This is a genomic window from Acinetobacter sp. GD03645 (genome assembly GCF_029845285.1).
In the GTDB taxonomy this organism is placed as follows: Bacteria; Pseudomonadota; Gammaproteobacteria; order Pseudomonadales; family Moraxellaceae; genus Acinetobacter; species Acinetobacter corruptisaponis.
In genome coordinates, this window is the sequence record NZ_JAOCLL010000020.1 from 1 (window position 1) to 18,712 (window position 18,712).

At 38.2% G+C, this 18,712-nt stretch carries 11 protein-coding genes and 1 pseudogene; 9 read left to right on the plus strand and 3 right to left on the minus strand.

Features of this window, described 5'->3' with window-relative positions:
• From N5J47_RS14795 to N5J47_RS14835, 9 genes and pseudogenes are all read left to right on the plus strand, one after another.
• Positions 1 to 444, plus strand: a pseudogene (locus N5J47_RS14795) (hypothetical protein); the annotation flags it as partial.
• A complete protein-coding gene (locus N5J47_RS14800; RefSeq protein ID WP_279960627.1) occupies positions 438 to 6,056 on the plus strand; it encodes a BapA/Bap/LapF family large adhesin in 5,619 nt (1,872 codons plus the stop codon). The pseudogene N5J47_RS14795 and the gene N5J47_RS14800, both read left to right, overlap by 7 nt.
• A gap of 153 nt (positions 6,057 to 6,209) precedes the next feature.
• Positions 6,210 to 7,865 carry a poly alpha-glucosyltransferase gene (locus N5J47_RS14805; RefSeq protein WP_279960626.1) on the plus strand — a complete coding sequence of 552 codons (1,656 nt, stop codon included), beginning with the start codon at positions 6,210 to 6,212 and terminating at the stop codon, positions 7,863 to 7,865.
• Between the two features lie 27 nt (positions 7,866 to 7,892).
• Positions 7,893 to 11,081, plus strand: a complete 3,189-nt coding sequence (locus N5J47_RS14810) for a CapA family protein (protein ID WP_279960625.1) — start codon at positions 7,893 to 7,895, stop codon at positions 11,079 to 11,081.
• Between the two features lie 38 nt (positions 11,082 to 11,119).
• Positions 11,120 to 12,883, plus strand: a complete 1,764-nt coding sequence (locus N5J47_RS14815; RefSeq protein ID WP_279960624.1) for a hypothetical protein — start codon at positions 11,120 to 11,122, stop codon at positions 12,881 to 12,883.
• Positions 12,880 to 13,245, plus strand: coding sequence for a capsular biosynthesis protein (locus tag N5J47_RS14820; protein WP_279960623.1), 366 nt, complete (start codon positions 12,880 to 12,882; stop codon positions 13,243 to 13,245). Before N5J47_RS14815 ends, N5J47_RS14820 begins: the two co-directional genes overlap by 4 nt.
• A 10-nt stretch (positions 13,246 to 13,255) precedes the next feature.
• Complete coding sequence (locus N5J47_RS14825) at positions 13,256 to 13,966, plus strand: capsular biosynthesis protein (RefSeq protein ID WP_279960622.1); 711 nt, start codon at positions 13,256 to 13,258, stop codon at positions 13,964 to 13,966.
• Positions 13,967 to 13,970: 4 nt separating this feature from the next.
• Positions 13,971 to 15,545, plus strand: coding sequence for a hypothetical protein (locus N5J47_RS14830; protein ID WP_279960620.1), 1,575 nt, complete (start codon positions 13,971 to 13,973; stop codon positions 15,543 to 15,545).
• 84 nt (positions 15,546 to 15,629) lie between these two features.
• Positions 15,630 to 16,328, plus strand: a complete 699-nt coding sequence (locus N5J47_RS14835) for a hypothetical protein (protein WP_279960619.1) — start codon at positions 15,630 to 15,632, stop codon at positions 16,326 to 16,328.
• A 35-nt stretch (positions 16,329 to 16,363) separates the two neighbouring features.
• Here the strand turns inward: N5J47_RS14835 and N5J47_RS14840 are convergent, their stop codons facing one another.
• From N5J47_RS14840 to icmH, 3 genes are read right to left on the minus strand one after another with little or no spacing between them, the layout of a single operon-like run.
• Positions 16,364 to 17,299, minus strand: coding sequence for a M15 family metallopeptidase (locus N5J47_RS14840; protein WP_279960618.1), 936 nt, complete (start codon positions 17,297 to 17,299; stop codon positions 16,364 to 16,366).
• Between the two features lie 3 nt (positions 17,300 to 17,302).
• A complete protein-coding gene (locus N5J47_RS14845; protein ID WP_279960617.1) occupies positions 17,303 to 17,887 on the minus strand; it encodes a hypothetical protein in 585 nt (194 codons plus the stop codon).
• 10 nt (positions 17,888 to 17,897) lie between these two features.
• Entirely contained in the window at positions 17,898 to 18,707 is an 810-nt protein-coding gene (gene icmH, locus N5J47_RS14850; protein ID WP_279960616.1) for a type IVB secretion system protein IcmH/DotU, read from the minus strand.
• Positions 18,708 to 18,712 lie beyond the last annotated feature (5 nt).

An 18,712-nucleotide genomic window follows, 5' to 3' on the forward strand; every position in this document is an offset into this window, starting at 1 on the left:
CTGACTCAGACAGCGACTCCGACTCCGATAGCGACTCCGACTCAGACTCCGATTCAGATAGCGACAGTGATTCAGACTCCGACAGCGACTCAGATAGCGATTCAGATTCCGACAGTGACTCCGATTCCGATAGCGATAGCGACTCAGACAGTGATTCAGACTCAGACAGTGATTCAGACTCTGACAGTGACTCCGACTCTGACAGTGACTCAGATTCCGACAGCGACTCAGATAGCGACAGCGATTCCGACTCCGACTCAGATTCTGACAGTGACTCAGATTCAGACAGTGACTCCGATTCCGACAGCGATTCAGATTCCGACAGCGATTCAGATTCTGACAGTGACTCTGATTCCGACAGCGACTCCGATAGCGACTCAGACAGTGACTCAGACTCCGACAGTGATTCCGATTCCGACAGTGATTCCGATCATGACTTGCTAATTGACATCACGATTGATACTGATCTGAATGCCAATGGAACAATTACAGGACATGAACTCAATGGCAGTGCCAATGTTCAGACGCATATTGGACTTGGAGATGACGCTTATGAGGGAATGCAGGTTCAAGTGACCGTAACTGGTCCTGTAGCAGGTGGTACAATTACGATCAATCATACGGTTACAGCAACTGATCTTGCAAACAACTCATTCCCAATCACAATTCCAACGATTGGTAGTGGCGCAATTACAATTGGAGCAACAACAACCGATACAGATGGTCATACTGATACAGTAAATGCAGGTGTAATCGTTGCACCACAGGACATGATTACCAACATCACGGTGATTGATGATCTTGACCATAACAACCTGATCAATGCCGCTGAGCTTGGTTCAGATGGAACATTCAATGTTCAGGTTGGTTTGGGTGCCGATGCCTATGATGGCATGGTGGTAACGGTGAATGGTCAATCATATACAGTCAACTCAACCGATCTACAAAATGGCTATATCGTAGCCAGTATTGTCGGTGTCAATCAGTTGATGAATATCTCTGCACAGGCACATGATGTCTGGGGTAATCTTGACTCCGCAGCAACATGGATTGGTGTGGATACCATCCCACCAAGTACGGATGGCACAGTCATTACGATTGATCCAATCACTGGTGATGACATACTGGATGCACTTGAAGCAGGCGGCACAGTGACTGTGACAGGTACATTGACAGGTGTTACAGGAGAGGCTGCGAACTCGGCCAATACCCATGTGACTGTAACGATCAATGGTGTGGATTATGACGCGACCGTGAATTTCACGGGTACAAATGCAACATGGACTGTCAATGTTGATGGTGGTGATCTCGCACTTGATGATGATCTCACCGTTGATGCAACAGCAACCTTTACCGATGCGGCAGGTAATAGTAGTTCAATTACTACGGCACATGACTATGCGCTGGATGTTCAGGACCTGATCACTACGATTGATGTTGTGGCAGACCTCAATGGTGATGGTGTTATCAATCTGGATGAGCTTGGTACAGATGGCGTGTTCGATATCCATGTGAATCTGGGTGTTGATGCGGTTGATGGTACTGTGATTAATGTCAATGGTACGCTTTACACTGTCAATTCAGCAGATGTGGACAATGGTTATATCACCGTCAGTCTTCCAGCCTCTGCGGCGGTCAATGGTGTTGTGAACATTGTGGCAACGGCAACTGATGGATTTGGTCATATCGATACTGCAAATGCGCAGATCGGAATTGTGGTTGATCCATTATTGCAAATACATGCCTTTGACAATCTGGCAAACGCTTATATCGATGTTGTTCCACAACAACTGTTCGATAATGCCAATCTGGGTAGTCATGGTTATCTCGCAATGGTGGGCATCGCAAATCTTGATCTACAGGCATTAAGATCAGATGCGATCAACTTCAATGTTGCAGGTGGCACTGTAGATAACGTCACATTCAGTTATAGCTTGCCACTGGGTGCGGGTGTACTTGATGATGTCAAACTCGTGGTTCAAAAACTGGATGCGTCAGGGCATTGGGTAGCGGTGCAGGGCACAGGCGATGCTGACTTCCTGAATCTAGATGTACTGTCAGGCAACAGTGTCACACTGAACAACCTTGCTGCTGGTACATACCGTGCATTCCTGGCCCATGAAGGAGCAGTCATTGATGTAAGCTTGCTTGGAACATTGTCCGCAACCGCAGATGTTTATAGCACAACCCAAGTGAACTATGTGGTAACGGCCGCAACGGGCAATGTGATTGAAGATGTAGGCTTGCATGGTACAGAGGTTGATGTGCTTACCGCGACCACTGTTCTACAAAGTGTCACTTTCAATGGCACAACCACAGACATGACAAGTGCTGGCCTGACGATCGTCGGTCATTACGGTACGCTACAGATCGATGAGCATGGTGAATACACCTATACACCAAATGCAAATAGTGCAGGTCTAGGTCTGGTTGATCAGTTTACCTATACCTTGCATGACCCAGCGACTGGCATGAGTTCATCAGCAACCTTGTACTTCCATTTGGATAGTCATCAGGTGGATATGACATGGGGCGATGCAGATCACCCTGCACAACCTGCAACCATCGATTTCAACGCCGTTGATGATCTGGTGACCGCAGCGATTAACCCATCCTTGTTACAAGTTGGCGATGATGTGGACTTTGGTGGCCATAGTTACCTTGCACTGGTTGGTCTATCAGATCTTGACCTGTCATTGCTTGATAACGGCGACATTAACTTCACCGTGGCAGCAGGCGAAAGTGCCGATGTGACATTCTGTTACAGCGCTCTGGCAACTGTTGGTGTCCTCGGTGATGGCTATGGTGTCCTTGTCCAAAAATTCGATACAGCCACTAACCAGTGGGTCACTGTCAACAATGCGATGACAGATGGCTTCATCAGTCTTGAGTTGCTTGCCTCTGGACAGGTTGCTGCAACCATGCATGGCCTAGGTGAAGGTACATACCGTGCATTCATGACTTATGACAGTTCTCTTGGTGAGGTTGGCTTACTTGGTAACCTGACCGCAACAGCCGACATCTACGATCTGGATCAAATTGCCCAACCACAATATGCGGTGGCTGAACATGATGCGGTTCTTGGCAGTCATGGATACCTCGCTCTTGTTGGCTTGCTTGGTCTGAATGCTGCAATCATTGGTAGCAACAGTGTTGGCTTCAATGTCAATACCGCAACAGGTGATGTCACCTTAAGTTACAGCACCTTGATTGGTGCAGGCGCATTGAGTGATTACCAACTGGTGATTCAACATAAAGATGCATCAGGTAACTGGGTGGCATTGAATGGTTCTGGTCAATGGAATGTGCTGGATCTACAACTGCTCAACTCAGGTGCGGGTGTCACACTGACTGGTCTGGCAACAGGTGAATACCGTGCCGCGATGGTTTACACAGGCGTACTTGGTGGTGGTTTAGGAGGCACGTTGACCGCAACAGCCGACCTTTATGATCTAAACACCATTGTCAATGGCTACACCTCAGTGGCTGTTCATGGCAACGTGCTTGGTGATGTGGGTGTTACAGGACATAGTGATACCACCACACCATTTACAGTGGTCCATTCCGTGACTTATGGCGCGAATACTGTAGATATCGGAGCGAGTGGTGTCATCACCATCAACGGTCAATACGGTACATTGGTGATGTATGCAAATGGCAGCTATACCTATACACCAAATGCGGATAATGCTGGTCTAGGCCAGGTTGAACACTTCACCTATAACATTGTTGACCCAATAGGCAATGACTATCAGGCATCTGCCCAATTGATTATCCATATCGATAGCGATCTTGTGGATATGACTTGGGATCCGATGAATCCATTGGCACCTGCAACCGTTAATATCGCGGCTGATGCAGATGTTGCAGTGGCAGGAATCGACTCTGGTGCATTGCTGGTGGGCAATGACCTGATAATTGGTGAACAGGCCTATACTGCATTGATTGGTGTTGCTGGTATTAATTTACCAATCCTTGGAACACCAGCCATGAGTTTCACGGTAGCGGATGGACATACACAAAATATGACCTTTAGCTACAGTACGGCAGTCAGCCTAGGTATCTTGAATGATGACTATAAAGTTGTGGTTCAAAAACTGGTCAATGGCGAATGGGTGGCCGTAGCAGGTTCTAACACCAGTGGCATTATTAACCTTGATCTGCTTGCAAATGGTCAGGTTGTGGCTACTGTGAATAACCTCGATGCAGGTCAATACCGTGCATTCATGGCATACGATGGTGTTGGTGTAGGTCTGGCAGGTAAACTGACTGCAACAGCAGATGTATACGATCCAAGTCAGCATGCAGTTCTACCAGTGACAGGCAATGTTCTTGCAGATGACAGCGTGACTGTATTTACCAAAGTCACCAGTGTTGACTTCAATGGACAAAGTGTGGCTGTCAATGAAATGGGTGCGACCACCATTCACGGTCAATACGGTACATTGGTGATCTCTGCCAATGGTCACTACACCTATACACCGTACACAAATCTGGTAGGTCTAGGTCAGGTGGAAACATTCACTTATCATGTGACTGACCCAACAGGTATTGACTTTACTTCGTCAGCCACCTTAACCATCACCATCGCGGGACAGGATATGAATCCAGCCATCCTTGCGGTTGCAGACAACTTCGGTGCGGAACAGGGTAATGTGTTCAATGGTGGCTCAACCGATGACACCACACCGACTTTCTATGGCGTGGCAGAGGCAAACAGTACAGTGACCCTGTTTGCCAATGGTACGGAAGTGGGTACAACCACCGCAGGTGCCGATGGTAAATGGAGTCTCACTACAGCACCAATTACCAGCCTGGGTCAGTATATCTTTACTGTTGAAGCAACCAATACCGCAGGCCATACTTTCACCAGTGCTGAGTTTGATCTGGATATCATCGCTTCTGTAGGCCAACAAAAACCAGAGGTGGCATTAACCAATAATGCATTGTTGGGTCTCGTGGGTGCAGATGTGGCTGGCTTGATCACCCTGGATCAGCAACCACTCCTTGCAGTTGATGTCAACAACGACATTAAACGAGTTGAGATCGAATACAACTCAGGTATCGTTGGACTCAATGTCATTAACCTCTTAACAACATTGTTGGGCGGTAATGGCGTTGGATTCGCATACTCACAAGGTCTGGCAGCAGAGTTTGGCCTAAATGTGGATGTGACTGACAGATTGCAGGGTATCAGCCTCTTCGGCAGCGATTCGATGAAAATTATCATCACTGCTGCGGATAATGGAACCATTGACAATCAAAAACTAATGGAGTTCATGGCAACGATTCATGCAAGTAAGGATTTGGTACAGTTGAACCTTGCTGATAGCGTAACCGTCACTGCCTATGACAGCGTACATGCGCAACCGACAGTACAAAGCCTGGCTCAACTGCTTGATGTGGGTCTGTTAAGCAATCTACTGGGTCATGGTACAGCAAGCTATGTTGTTGAAGGTGGAGCGACTGCTGATGTGATTGATCAATCCGCAGTAACCGACCACAACGTGAGAATCTATGGTTATGATGGAGATGACACACTCACTGGTGGTCAATGCAACGACATCATTCGTGGTGGTGCAGGCAATGACAAACTGTTTGGCAATGCAGGCAATGACTACCTCGATGGTGGCACTGGCAATGATGAACTTCATGGTGGCGCAGGCAACGACATCCTCATTGGCGGAGCAGGCAATGATACCTTGGAGGGTGGAGCAGGTTCTGACACAGCGATCTACCAGTTACTCGTTGCAGGTGATGCAACAGGTGGCAACGGTACAGATACCTGGACTGACTTCCATGTGGGTCAGGTCGGTGTCGATGCCGAGGCTGACCGCATAGATGTCCGTGATTTGCTCAGTGGTTCTGGTGCAAATGCAGGCAATATTGAACAGTACCTATCTGTCCAATATGATGCAGATAACCATACAGCAACTGTGAAAATTGATCGAGATGGCACAGGTGGTGCGGATTCAACTAACTTGCTCATCCTGACCAATCAAACCAATGAAGTGACACTTGCTGAATTGTTGCATAATCAGCAAATCCTGTTCTAACCTAGTTTAATTAAAACCCCAAAAAACCGCCTCATGAAAACATGGGGCGGTTTTTCTTTTTCACAAAACATACAGTTTATTCATTTCAAAACAAAAGCATATACGATATAGTTTTTTAAAAATCCTTATAATGACTAGAAACGGAATAAATATATGCAGAGCTATAATGAATTACAGCATTTAAAATTACAGTTAACAAAATGGCTAGAAAATACGATTCAGGAAAAACAGGTTAATGAAAGTCAAATATGCATTTTTTTGTCCTATGGTCAAATTTCAAGTCGATGCCAGGTATGGAACAGCAGTGATGTGGAAAGTTCCAGGGTCATCAAGCGACTGATAAATTTTGTTGAAAAAACCTTTGAAAAGAACAAAAACCTATTGGAAATAATCAAGCTTGATATTGCTTACCAGATTCAAAAACAGCCCTGGAAAAATGTGGTCTATGAAGTATCACACCAACAGCACAATAATCATTACCGAAAGGGCTTAAGTCTGGATGAAAATTTTGAAGTCGCATTTCTGGAACAGGAGGTTTATGGTCGGGCAATTATCAAGGGACTAAAATATGATGAACCCAATTTTTTTGATGAGGCAAATTTTAATGCTGCTATTCAGAAAAAATATCCAAACATAAATAAAACCGTTGTATTGGATACACTTGAGCATATTTGGACATTTGAAACCTATGCTGCAATCTATGAAGATGGTCAATTTATTCCGCTACAAAGTGGTGGCTGTCAAAATGGAGTTCGTGAACTACAAGGCGATAAAAAAGAACATCTTAAACAACTGATTAAAAAAGATGCAGATTTCTTATATCGGCAAATCCATGACAATGGACGTTTTGTTTACGGTTATTTTCCTGCCTATGACCGAGAGCTAAAAGGCTATAACACCGTGCGTCACTGTACTTCTATCTATGCATTACTGGAAAGTTTTGAGGTAGAGGAAAACGACGAGTTTTGGCCCAAAATTCATAGCTCCATACAATATGCAATTGATACGTTCTACAGGGAAAAACAAGGCAAAGTTGCCTTTATGATTGATGGGGAAAAGAATCAGGAAATTAAGCTGGGTGCAAATGCAGCGGCAATTTTAATGTTTAGCAAATATCAGGAACTCACCAATGACAAGAAATACCTGAAATATGCTGAAGCAATTGCCAATGGTATTTTGGAAATGGTTGATGCCGAGGGACAAACCACCCATGTACTGCATTATCCAAGTTATGAGCTAAAAGAAAAGTTTCGCATTGTCTATTATGATGGTGAGGCTGCACTTGCCTTACTTCGCCTTTACCAACTCAATCATGATAAAAAACTTTTGGCGACAGTAAAGTTAATGTTTGAGCATTTTATAACGAAAAAATATGATAAATATCATGATCACTGGTTAAGTTACTGTACCAACGAACTTACCAAAATATGCCCAGAAGAAAAATATTTTCAGTTTGGCCTAAATAATTATCTACAGCATATGGACTTTATTAAAAATAGAAAAACGGTCTACGCCACCTTTCTGGAAATGCTGATGTCAGCATATAAAATGGTAAATCGCCTGAAAGAGCAGGGATATGAAGAACTTTACCAGCAAGCCAAGTTTGACAAACTGCAAGAATTGATTGAACTACGCAGTGAGTTTCAGCGTAATGGGTTCTTCTATCCTGAAGTGGCAATGTATATGGCGCGGCCAGACAAAATCTTAAATGCTTTCTATGTGCGACATGATCGATTCAGAACCCGAATTGATGACCAGGAACATAACTTGTCAGGCTATATTGCTTATGTGAATTATTTTAATAACTAATTTCTTGAAATTTATATGGTAAATAAAATGATTATAACAAAAGAAATAATAGAAAAAATAATGCCAGGAAAATGGTATATAGAACCTGAAAAAGAGTGGTCCGCTTACCATATTTCAGAAAATAAACTGAACTGTAAAAAAGGAGAAACATTATTTATAGCAATGGACAAGGAAACATGGTTAAAAGGAACCTCAAATAGTGGGGTATATGCAAACTGGGAAGATACACATAAATTAGTTCATAGTTTTTCAGAAAATATACAGGGGATTGTAGCCCAATATCCAATAGAGAATTTACCGAGAAAAATACCACAATATATTGTAGATAATTCTTATAACTTTATTAGCCAATGCGCTGAATATGTGCGAGATAAAATTCAAAGTAAAGTCATTTCAATCACAGGAACGGTAGGGAAAACCAGTACTAAGGATTATCTAAAATTATTATTAAAAGAGTTCGGCACAAGCTACGCGACTCATGGTAATCATAACTCTAGAACAGGTGTTAAACTTACCTTATCTAATGCAATATCTAACCCAGATTATTTGGTTCTAGAAACAGCCATGACTGCACTCACCATGAAAACTGGAGGAATTAGTCAGATATCGCGCCCAGATATTGCCATCATTACCCAAATAGGAGTAGGACAAAAAGGATATGATGAGGATCAAACTGCTGATTTCAAAAGTAGGATAGCTGATGGCTTAAAAAAAGATGGTGTGGTTATTATTAATCGGGATATTAGAATTTATGATCAATTATGTGACTATGTAAAACGTTATCATAATAATATTTTAAGTTATGGGAAGCACCCAAGTGCAGATGTCTGTTTTCAACGAAATGAGAAAGGTTTTAGTGTTACAACTAAAAAATATAAGTATGAGATTAATTTAGATAAATTTTTTGATGATGGCACATTAAGCAATATGGTTGCAGCAATTGCAACATTATCTTATTTAGATTTGGATATTGCAAAGGTACAGCATTTATTCAATACATTTTCTAATAAATCATCTACGTTGGAAGTTGACTATCTTGAAGAAAAACAGATTCATGTTATAGATGATACCTATAATGCAGAATATTTATCCATGGTAAATGCCTTTAAATATTGCAATGAAAGGTTTAAACAGAATCGCAAAGTTTTGATTATCGGAGATATTATCAATCTAGAAAAAAAGTCTAAACAGGTACATGAAGAGCTATTACAGCCTATTTTGGAAAATGAATTTTCATTGATTGCAACTTTTGGTAAAGATACGAATTATTTAAACCACTTACTGCCTAAAGAAAGAAATTTAGGGCATTATACGGATGAAAAAAATTGCATAGAGCGGGTTGGAAATCATCTTAAACCAGAAGACGTGATTCTAATTAAAGGTTCGCGCAGAAACTCAACCATTCACTTGATGCCCAAGCTATTAAAAGAAAAATTATTGAGTGCATCAAAATATAAGCCTGGACATCAGTATGTTGTCACATCACTCAATAATGCTGACTTTAGTGAAAATATTTGGTCTACTACAACTGAATATGGTATTGCACCACTCTTATTGACTTATTTGGCTCTTAGAAAATATGCATTGGATGAAATCCAGCTTGATACCCTATATAAAGTGACTCTGAATGTGAGTAAAGAAGGGCAGCATTCAAATAGTTTAGGTTTGTTAGAGGGCGAGCAATATAGTTTTATGCAGTTAATGCAATATACGATTTTAACACAGAAACCAGACTGTATCCTGGCTTTGGCTGAGCAGCTTTATCAGACAACCTCCCAAGCGCTTAGCTCTATTAAGAGTGAAGCGGAAAATCTAGGTATAGATCCTGAGAAAATTTTAAATGTGACGGGTCGTAACTATAAAGATCAAGTACAAAATAAAACATTTAGAGATATTTTCTCTATTGCAAGGAATATATTTAATCTACCTATCTACTTTAGAGAACCCTTTTTAGTTGCACTTGCATATTTCAAGGGTAAAGTTCTTGAACCAATTTCTCCTGTTGCCTATACTGGACTATTAAATGGTTTCTTGTTTATAGGAGACCAATATAGGCGAACCTATATTGCATATCGTGAGAAAGAACAACCACAAATCAGTATTTTTTCAATAACTAGTAATGAACAACGTATTGAATATTTACTGCCGTATTATCAAGTGTTTACAGATTTACCTAAAAGCAAAAGGTTGACTGCAAAAACTCCCATTATAAATATATTAGGTGATACTTATTTTGGTGAAGCTTATACCGAGGTCCGTGAAAAAAGAGGAGTAAAGGATGGATTACAACAATATGGCTATGGGCATTCATTTAAAAAAATAGCCAACTTCTTTAACCCTGATGATATTAATATCGTTAACTTCGAAGCTGTTTTCTATGATGGTAAACAGGTTTCACCACTGGATCAAATTAAACCCTTTATCTTGGGGGCGAATGCTAAAAAAACAATTGAAGAATTTAAGAGTAGAAATATTAATTGTGTCGTGTTAGCCAATAACCATTTGAAAGACTATGGTTCAGATTATTTAATTTCAACATTGGAACATTTTAATCGAGCAGATATAAAATATATTGGTGCAGGACGTGATCAAGAAGAAGCACATCATTTCTTCGAAGTGACCTGGCAGGATAAAACCTATGCTATTTTTAATGGTTATTGGCATCGGGATACTGCCTATAAAAAATTCGATTTCTATGCCTTAGGACATAGAGCTGGTGTTGCCTGTAGTCATGGTTTACTTTTAGGACAAATTCTACAATATAAAAGGCTTCATCCCCAAAATAAAATTATTGTAATTAACCACTGGGGGATTGATTTTAAACCTATTCATTCTGAACAGGAAAAGCTTGCCTATACACTGACTCAGCTAGGTGTAGACCTTATTATTGGGCATGGGCCTCACACTATACAGCCAATCAAGTATATTAATGGAAAACCTGTTATTTTTAGTATTGGTAATGGTATTTTCAATAGTAATGGAGAGTATGATAAACATCAGGCTATGCCATACGGATGTATTGTTAGACTGAATATTGACGAAATTAAGCTTAGAATTTATCCAATTTATACCAATAACCTGAAAACATTTTGGCAGCCGTATCTTGTGGGTGAAGAGCAGTTTAAACAGGTAAAAGAATATTTAACTGATTTAGTAGATAAGCAATTTATTTTTGGTAATGATAATTTAGGAAAATTTATAGAAATTTTATTTTGATAATGTAAGTTTTTTAGAAGAATAGAGTGGTGAATATTGTGAATAATGGAAATAGATTATGGGTTGTAATATGTGGAAATATTCGTGATGAGCTAGATTTTAAATTAACCTTGACCAGAATTCTTGAGCTAAGAAGTTTAGGAAAAGTTGATCATATCGTGTTCTCAACTTGGTTTGGAGAAATTGATAAATATGATGGATTAAGGGAGCAATTAAAAGCACTCCGAGTTTATGTGCTAGAGGGGGAAACCTTGACTCCAGAGGCAGAAAAAATACCTAGTAACTCTGTAAATTATTGGCGTCAGGCGAGGCAACTATTAAGTGCTCTAGATATCATACCTAAGACTGACTTTGTATTAAGAGTAAGAACAGATCGTAGCCTAAATTATATAAACTATATGGATAAACAGGGTGTATTTGAAAATTACAAAATAAAAGTAAAAAAGATTGGAAATTTTCCAAAAATATTAGATTGCCAAATCATTGTTTTTCGTCCTCGTACGGTTAGATTGTTTCAAATGACAGATTTTGTGCTGTTAGGACAAAATAAAGATTTACATAAACTTATAAATTTTGATTTTTATGATCTCTATTTTCAAAAAGGAGTGGTTGCAAATATTCAATGGTACGCTTATCCATTTTTTAAGGAATTTCCTGTACTAAGGGATTATATGCGTTTTACTCGATATACACAAATAGTTCCTATGCTCAAAGAGTATGTTGATAAAAACAAAGAAAAATCTATATTTCCAGAAATTTATTATAAAGTTTATGCGATATATTTACTTATTTTAAATAGTCATTTTAATATTATTAGCCATGAAGAATTTGGTGAAAAAAATCGTGACAATATAAGTTTTTATCACTTTTTTTCAGGAAGTCCTAATAAAGGGCTTAAATATCAAAGTTTAGGAACAATTATTATAGATAAAGAATTGGTAAGAATGGCTATTCACGGTGAGTTAATAAAAACGGATGCTTATGATAGTTTTCTAACTTATGTTAAAAGGGCAATTAATAATGATGAGAATGATGAAATTTTTGTGCTTACACATAAGGAATATAAAGAGATTGTAAGTTTTTTTGATAAAAACCTCTTTCAATGTTCACCAGAGTTGGTGTGGCTTAAAAAAATAAGAAGATATCCATTGGATATAAGTAAATTATATTGTTATGAGAATGTGAAAAGTGAAGATAAACTTAATTGTTTAAATGTAGATAAAAATGACTGGAAGAAATTGAGCTACACGGAGCTGATAGAAAATGATTTGTATAAATTATGGTTGAAATATGAAAATGTTGAAATTGAGACAACAGAGAAAATGTTATTACCAATTGCTAGAACAGGCAATGAATGTGCAATTTATATATTGATTGATATGCTTTATAATAAATTAATTTTAGCAATAAATTTTAATGAAATTATAAGAATTACTTTATTTTATCTCGATATCAGACTAGGTTCTAAGGTTGTAACGAATATTACTGTTTGTATTGTATTAGTCTTAATAAAACTTTATGATGAACAAAGAATTGAGTTGAAAAAAATTAATTTAATGGTTGGTACAGTGCTTTCTAAAACTATGAATGAAGAAGAAATAGAGAAAATACTTCTCCAGCAACAAGGTCAATATACAAAAAATATATATAATATTTTAATTTGTAAAGAAGAATTTATACATAAACTATGGGTGTCAGTTATAAATAATCAGAAACTAAATGGAAATATTTTAAGTAAGATCAAAGGTGATGAGCTTATTGTTGCAAATAAAAAATGGTTAAGAATAAAGGATACTATATGAAAAGATTGATATTGGATATAGATGATACAATTTGCACAACCGAAAATGGTGATTATATAAATGCAAGGCCTAATCTTGATATGATTGAAAAAATCAAACAATATCATAATGATGGTTTTGAGATATGTTTTTATACCAGTAGAAATGTAAGAACTTTTGAAAATAATGTTGGAAAAATCAATGCCCATACTTTACCTATTATTATTGATTGGTTAAAAAGGTATAATGTGCCATTTGATGAAATACATTCTGGAAAACCCTGGTGTGGTTTCGATGGTTTTTACGTGGATGACAAGGCAATAAGACCTAATGAATTTATCAATCTAAGCTATGAAGAAATTTGTCAGCTTATAAAAAAATAAAGAGAATATTATGATTGTGATTCCTATGGCTGGTTTTAGTTCTAGATTCTTTAATGCAGGTTATATCGTACCTAAATACATGCTTGACTTAAATAACCAGACTATATTCGAATGGTCACTTTCATCATTTAAGACCTATTATGAGAAAGACCTCTTTTTATTTATTATTTTTGATCATTATGATACCTATAATTTTGTTGAAGCAAAAATTAAAAAACTGGGTATAGCTAATTATAGAATAATAACCTTAAAGGATCGTACACTAGGGCAGGCAGATACGGTTTATCAAGGTGTAAAAAATATACAGTATGATGATGAAATTTATATTTTTAACATTGACTCAAGATTAGTGGAATTTAAAAAATTGGATAGTTTTCCTGAAAAGGATGGGTATTTAGAAGTCTTTAAGGGAGAGGGGGAACATTGGTCTTTTGTTCTACCTGGAATAGGAAATAAGGTACTCAAAACCACAGAAAAAGAAAGAATATCAAATCTATGTAGTAATGGATTGTACTATTTTAAATCTCTGAAGCTATATCAGGAATATTTTAAAAAAGAATTAAGTTTGAATTCTGGTAAAGAACTCTATATTGCACCAATGTATAACTTGTATATAAAAGATGGAAAAGAAATTCTTTATAAGCTTGTGGAGTTTTCAGATATTGAGTTTTGTGGTACACCACAAGAGTACATAGATACTTTAAACAAAATAAGAGTATAAGATTATGATTTTAATTACTTCTGGTGCATATGTGGCATCTGAGTTTCAGGTAGAGTTGGGACGTATTCCACCATGTTTATTACCTATCGCCAATAAGAAATTAATTGAGCTGCAAGTATCACAACTGAGATCAACTTTTGAAAATGAAGAGATTTTTCTCACTTTACCTGAAAGCTATCAATTGTCTAATGCAGAAACAAGAATTTTGTCCACTTTGGATGTAAATATCGTTTTTATTCCTGATAATTTCAAACTGACGGAATCAATCCTTTATGTACTGAATACTAATGAATGTCTACATAAGAATGAGGTTCTTTATTTGTTGCATGGTGATACTTATTTCCTAAATTTTAATGAACTTGTTCAAGCTGATATTCTTACCGTATCCAAATCATTTAATAGTTATAACTGGGAGGTTGTGCGAAGTAACAGCCAACATGCACTTGTTTGGAGTGGATTTTTTTCATTTTCTTCAATTAGTTATCTGCTCAAATCTTTAACCCTGAAAAAAGAGGGCTTTGTTGAGGCAATTAAGTTTTACAGTGAAAGTCATTATCTAAAACAATTGGAAGTACAAGACTGGTTTGATTTTGGCCATGCAAACACCTACTTCTCTTCAAGGGCAAACATTACCACCCAAAGGGCTTTTAATGATTTAAAAATACAGGATGGTGTTGTAAAAAAACAAGGAAAACCAAATATCAAGATTGAAGCAGAAGCATTATGGTATATCAATGTACCTAGACGGATAAGAAAATATATACCCGTGTTATTGGATTTTAATAACAAGAATTCTGATACTTACTACTGTTTAGAATATTTACCTTATATTCCATTGAATGAATTGTTTGTCCACGGTAAAAATGAGGTGTTACAATGGAATAAGATATTCGATAAAATATTTGAATATATAAAAGCCTCTAAAGCAGTAGATGGAGAAATTACTGATTTTTTACCTATTAATGAAAGTATTGTAAATTTATATACCCAAAAATCTAGAGATCGTTTTATCCAGTATTTGGAAAGTGAAAATATTAGTGTGGAAAAAGAGATTCTTTATAGAAATAAAAAGTTGCCAAAACTAAAAAATATATTGGAAGACTGTATAGCTAAAGTTATCAATCTCAAAATGATATATGGAGTAATGCATGGTGACCTATGCTTTAGTAATATGCTATTTGATTCAAGAGGGGATCGAATTAAGGTACTAGATCCAAGGGGACTGAATTATAAGAATGAGTTCTCTTTGTTTGGCGATCTGAAGTATGACTTTGCTAAATTAACTCATTCTATTGTGGGTTTTTATGATTTCATTATTTCTGGTTATTATAAAATTGAAGAGGAATCAAATGGTTCTATTCAAATAATTTTTGACATTGATGATCGTACTCAAGCAATATCTCAAAACTTTATCAATGATTTTATAATAGAAGAGATAACTGTTAAAGAAATAATGCCACTCGTTGTTTTACTTTTTTTATCAATGTTACCTTTGCACGATGATCGGCCTGATCGACAAAAGGCTATGTTTTATAATGCCTTAAGATTATATTTTGAGTATTGTGGTAAAACCTTGTAATAACTTGAATCGATTTTTGTGACTTTGGTGGAATTTTCAAGGTTATCATAATATGTAGGTGACCTGTGAAATTGGTGGGCTTTTATGAAAAGACATCTTTTGGGAGGTATGGTTGGCTTGTTAGCTGTATCTAATACCTTAGCAGTACAACCTTATGATGTTTTTGATCTACATTTTGTTATCATTACGCCAAACCCTTTAGCTCAGTCATTTGTTACCAAAGAGCAATTAAAAAAAGAAGTGGATATATTAAATACATATTTTGTTAAAGAAGATCGTTCTCCAATTATCAAGTTTAGATATAAAAGTGCATCTTTTTATCGAGATATTAAAAATTCAACCTGTTCTTTTGTTGCCTTAAATAGTGGCACAAAAGTATATGATTCCGAAGTATGGGCAACGTACTTCAATCAATGTATTGACCTAAAAGTAAAAGACCCTAATGCGATAAATGTTTATATTTATGATAGCTATACCTTGAAGCAGGGTTTCAAGAACCGTGATGGACATGGAAAAAGAAATGGAAATCAACCTTTTATTTTCTTGGATTGGGAAAGATTAAATCATAATGTTCAGGCACCTGAGGAACATGAAATGGGACATGCTTTTGGTCTTAATCATTTCTGTGCATTAGGTGCAAACCCTAACTCTTCAACTAATATTATGTCATCTTCTTGTATAGGTGGTTCTACAGGGAAACGAGATATGGGTTTTAATGCTGAACAGGTTAAGACTATTCTGCATAATGCATCCTTGATAAAGTCAAAATTGGCAAAGCAATAATACGATTCTAATTATTATAACCAATTGAATGATTTCTAAATCTCAGCAATCAACTGATCTGCCATTTCCCTAGTTTTTTTCAAACCTGGCATACGATATTCCGTATGACCATAGTCCTTGATTGATTTCCAGCGACCACCCCAGGTCAAACCCACTGATTCAGCAACCTGACCATATAACTCATAGCCTCGCATTGCCCAAGGGTCGCGTTCTGTGATCACAACTTTACCGTTGCGTTTAAAGGCAACATCAGCCGCCAGCCCAAACTGATGGTAACTTTGGTAACCTTTTGCACGAGTTGTATTGGGATTACCAGCCAACATATTTTGACGGTCAGGGCTACGATAACCCTCAAGTAAAACCAGCTCATAACCATGTTGCTCTTTCATGATCTTAAAAACCATGAGCAGACGTTGTTTATAACGTGGATTAATTTTGTCCCATTTACGATCAACTGAGGCGGTGTCTAGGCTACCATGCGTATGCATAGGTGGCACCTCAATCGGGGAAGCATTGATACTGGTATTATGCTGTGCCTGATAGGCCTGTTCCAGTCGGGTTGCTTCCACAATCGCATACTGAATCAGGGTTTCATCAACTTGAGGTGGTGGACTGAGCATTTCACCATTGAGCAAGGCATAAATTTGCGGATCAGTTTCTTTTAAATATTCAGCTTCAATCCGTGTTGAATTAATGGGACGGGTAAAAGCAAAAATCAGGATACTGGCAAATAGGAAAAAACCAGCAATCAATATCCACCATTGCTGTAAGTGCCAATGTGACTGTAACTTTTGAGGTGAGGCAGCCTGATACATATTCTCGGCAAATTGCATCACATGAGTGATTTTTCTCCGTCCGCTTGGAAGTACAGATTGTAGGAGTTGTGTGCATTTAAAGCGTAGTTCATAGGACATAAGCAGTCCAAGCCCTAGAGCAACAAAAACAAAGCAGGGAAAAATCAACCAAATCATGGATTATTTGAGTTCATTTACAGCAAAGGCTTTTTGGGTGATTTTAATCTGTACCACTGCGTCAGGTGTGTCCGCTTCAGGTTCTGCTTCTTTCGGTGTCACCACTTGTTTAGATGGTATGGCAGGTTTTACGGCCTTATTGGCAGGGGCGGCCTCATTTTTAGTATTTGAGTTTTTAGCTGCAACTGGCTGGGCTGGTTTAGCATTCGGTTCATTGGCAAAAGGAGAGACCCGTTGCTGTGAATGTGGTGCAGGAATGGGGGTGTGTTGGAAAAACTTGTTTAAATCACTGCTTTGTGGCTGGGCAAAATTATTGTCCTCAACAGTTTCAGTTGATTCCTGATGGGAGGTTTCTACTGTATAAACATCTTGGGCATTTTGTCTGCTTATGGGGGAAACAGGTTGTTCCTCTGGGCTTGTTATACTGTTTGAATCAGGATTTGCCTGTAACTTGGAAAATAGAAAGAAAGCAAATAGGCTGAATGCAATGCCTGAAATAAACCCAATCAACAAATAAATGGTAGGCGCTAACGCTTTCTTTTTATTGCGCTGTAATATGCGTAGAGAGGTTGGCTTTTCCTGAATCATGCTGTATCAACTAAGGTAAATGAATGGTGATATGCGCTTCTTCTGCTGGTGCAGAAATGATATTTTGATAAGCGGCCAAGGCATTTTGATTCTGTTGGGACAGCATAAACCTGAGTCCAGCAAAGGTGAGCGCACTAAACATCAATAAGAAGATCAGAATCCAGAAAAAGGGTAGTTCATGATGGATGATGTGTTTAATCTGGTCTGGAATGGCGGCAAAAGGTGAGAAAGCAGCTTTTTTACCTTTGAGATAGTCAATCTCATCGCCTACACGTGCAACCAGATGATTCAGGCTTTCAATCGATTCTATGCGGTATTTGCCCTGAAAACCCAAAAGTAGGCAGTAGTGAAACACTTCAAGTGAAGCCAAACGTTCCTTGCCACGGCTACGCAACTGTTCCAGCATTTCAAAAAAACGATATCCTGCAAGTTGCGAACCAAACAGGCTCAGTTGCAGTGGACTGATAAGCCAGTTATTTTGCAGGTTAAAATAGGCGGCATCCTGCTGGGTGGCAATAGTTTCGTCAATCAAGGCGCAAAATGCATATTTGGCATCATGAATGTCATCGGCAGAAAATTGTAGCCGTTTCGCCTGCTGCTCAAAGCGATTGAGTAGGTCCAGAATCTTTTCACGGAAATTGCTTGGGTTGGACGGAATGTAACGGTTGCGGATCAGGAACACCAGATAAAATCCATCGTGCATCAGGTCAATCAAGTTGACAGTTTGCGACTTATTTTGAGACTGATCGGTAATTGCCAGGCCTGAACCAATTTGTCCATCATCAAATAATGAGGGAATAGCTGTTGGATGCTGAGTCATTTTAT